Origin of the sequence: Kitasatospora sp. NPDC057198, from assembly GCF_042670125.1 — a bacterium.
GTDB lineage: Bacteria > Actinomycetota > Actinomycetes > Streptomycetales > Streptomycetaceae > Kitasatospora.
Genome location: NZ_JBHUWH010000675.1, coordinates 1 through 3050, shown reverse-complemented (window position 1 = coordinate 3050; position 3050 = coordinate 1). Strand labels below are relative to the sequence as shown.

Sequence of the window (3050 nt, the reverse complement as noted above, 5' to 3'; positions counted from 1 at the left end):
GCGCGACGCCTACCTCGCCGCGCTCGCCGACCACGTGCTGCGCACCCACGGCTGAGCGTCCACGCGTCGGAAGGGCCCACGCGCCGGAAGGGCCCGCGCGCCGAAAGGGGAGGGTTCAGGCGAGCAGCCAGTCGACCAGGATCCGGGCGGCTCGTTCGGCGTCGTCGACGTCGTGCCGGGCGGTGTCGGTCTCGATCAGGAACGGCGGGGCCCCGTCGGGCCCGGTGTCCACCTGGGCCTCCCGGCGGTCCGGCGTCACCAGCCACCACACGTTGTCGTCGTCCGCGGGCAGGCGGACCGTCATCCGGACGATCCGGAGGTCGGGCGCGGCCGCCCGGGCGGCCGCGAGCACCTCGTCGAGCGGGCCGCCGGTCAGCCGTTCCGGGCCCCACGGCTCGGTCCCCACCCGCTCGCTCAGTGGCTCGGGCCGGTCCGTGGCGGACCCCGTGGCTGACCCCGCGGCGGGCCCCGTCGCGCCGGTTGACGACTGCGGCTCGGCTTCGGCGCGGGGCACCCAGCCGTTGTCCGCGCCGGTGCGGATCAGGGTCCGGGCGTAGTCCCACAGGTCGGCGGAGGCGTCGCCGATCACGGACTTGCGGGCCAGCACGTCGGCGTCGGTGACCCCCGGTGCGCGCCAGGTGCCGCCCCGGTTGCCGTAGTTGAGCAGCAGCGGCTGGAGCCGGTCCATCGCCTTGGCGAACCGGGCCTCCGGGCTGACGCGCTCCTCGAACTCGTCCCAGAGCGACCGGAAGTGGTCGCGCTGGTCGTCCGGCAGGATCGCGAACAGTTTGTCGGCGGCGGCGCGTTCGCGCTCCTCCTGGTCGGCGGAGGCCGCGGTGTCGTAGAGGAAGGTGTCCCCGGCGTAGATCTCGACCAGGTCGTGCAGGATCACCATGGCGAGCACCTTGGACCGGTCGACCGGCTCGTCCGCGTACTCGGCGAGCAGCAGGGTCATCAGGGCGAGGTGCCAGGAGTGCTCGGCGTCGTTCTCCCGCCGGTCGGCGGCCAGCAGCGGGCTCTGCCGGAAGACGTTCTTCAGCTGGTCCACCTCGATGATGAACTCGATCTGGCGGCGCAGCCGTTCGGGCGTTCCGTCGGGCTGCGGCACGGACGCGGCGAGCGTCGGGGTCTGGTCGTCGCTGGGCACGGGGCCTCCTGGGGTCCACCTGACGGTCGGTCGGGTGCGGGGCGTCGAGATCGGACGGTCGTGCCAGGATAGGCGAGCCGTCACCGGTTCACTCCTCGACGACGGCCCCGCCGCGGACCGGCACGGACCGGCACGGACCGGCGCGGACCGGCACGGACCGGCACGGACCGTCGCGCACAGGGGTTCCACGGCGGCCCGGCCGGGGGCTGAACCGAGCCGGCCGGGCCGCCGCGGTGGGATCCGCACCGGCGCGGGGGCTGCCGTGCCTGCCGTGCCTGCCGTGGTCACAGCGCCTCCCCGAGTCTGAGCACGGCGCCCGGGTGCCGGCGGCGTCCGAGCAGGGTCTCCAGGGCGGCGACCGCGACGACCAGCAGGGTCAGCCCGAGGGCGAGGCCGGCGGTGAGCGTCCAGTCGACGGACAGGCCGGGCACGGGCCCGCCGTTGAACGCGGCCAGGTCGAGCACCGGGCCGAGCGCGGCGGGCAGCAGCAGGCCGAGCGCCGTGCCGCCGAGTGCGGCGGCGGCGAGCAGCGGGAGCAGTTCGAGCACCGGCAGGGTGGCGGCGGCCCGGCCGCCCAGGCCGAGGGTGCGCAGGTAGCAGACCGTGCGGGCCCGGCTCCGGGCGCTGAGCACCAGCTCCAGCACGACCACCAGCAGCGCGATCGCCAGACTGCCGGCCCCGGCGGCCAGGAAGGCGCGGTTCAGCGCGGTGCCCAGGCCGTCCCGGTCGAGCTGCTCCCGTTCGGCGGCGCGGGTGCGCAGCTCCACCGGGGAGCCGGTGGCGCCGGTCGCGGCGGCGGCCCGGCGGACCTGTTCCTGGTCGAGCGGGCCGCGCGGGGCGGACGGGGCGGACGGGGCGGACGGGTCGGACGGGTCGGACGGGTTGGATGGGCCGCGCGGGTCGGACGGCCCGCCGGCCAGGCGCAGCAGGACGGCGGAGCGGCCCGGCACGTCCGCGGGCAGCACCGTCCGGGCGGACACCAACAGGGGTGCGCCGGGCGGCTGTTCGCCGAGCAGCGGGCCGAGCACCGGGTCGCGGCGGGCGTCGGCGGGCAGGGTGCCGACGATCCGCAGGCGCAGCGCGCCGGGGCCGCTGCCGGTGTCGAGTAGGCCGTCGGGGTGGTGGGCGAGCAGCGCGGGCTCGGCGAGCACGTCGAGTTCCGGGGCGTCCTCGGGGGTGGCGCGGGCGGCGGACGGCAGCCGGGCCCCGCGCAGCTCCCGGCCGAGCGGGGAGGCGGGGGCGACGGCCAGCAGGGCGGCCGGGTCGACGTCGGCGAGCACCGCCTGCGCGGTCACCGTGCCGTCGCTGCCGATCAGGTCCTGCACCTGGACGTGCACGGTGGCGGTGCCGGCGACGCCGGGCAGGGCGGCCAACTCCTCGCGGGCGTCGGCGATCCGGGCCGGGCCGAGCAGCACGGCGTCGGCGCCGCTGCGCCAGGCCGCGGTCTGCTCCCGGCCCTGCTGCAGGGTGTGGGCGACCAGTCCGCCGAAGACCGCCTGCGACAGGGCCAGTACCAGCACCAGCAGGGTGAGCGCCCCGGCGGCGGCCGCCCGGCCGGCCCGAGCGAGCGCGACCAGCGCGACCGCCCCGGTGCCCGCGCGGGCCCGGCCGATCAGCAGCCGCACCGGCGCGGGCTGCACCCGCAGCAGCACGGCGGCCACCACGACCGCCAGCAGCACCGGCAGCAACGGGAGTTGGGGATCCGTCAGGGCGGCGGTGCCGCGCACCCGGACGGACGTCCAGACCGCGAGCGCGAGCAGCACGGCCGCCGCCTCGGCGGCCCGGCGCGGGCCGCCGTTCCGCTGCGGGCGGTGCCGGTCCCCGTCGGGGCGCCGCCGCCGGGGTTCGCGCAGCCGGAGCCAGGTGGCGACCGGCAGCGCGGCCCAGGCCGGCAGGACGGCGG

Annotated in this window: 1 protein-coding gene and 1 pseudogene; both read right to left on the bottom strand. The window is 77.9% G+C overall.

Going from position 1 to position 3050, the window contains the following annotated elements; genetic code table 11:
• Nucleotides 1-115: 115 nt before the first annotated feature.
• The gene (locus ACFUEL_RS37580) at nucleotides 116-1147 is read right to left on the bottom strand and encodes an HD family hydrolase (RefSeq protein WP_380242375.1); all 1032 of its coding nucleotides are present in this window, start codon (nucleotides 1145-1147) and stop codon (nucleotides 116-118) included.
• Nucleotides 1148-1431: 284 nt separating this feature from the next.
• Nucleotides 1432-3050, bottom strand: a pseudogene (locus tag ACFUEL_RS37575) (hypothetical protein); the annotation flags it as partial.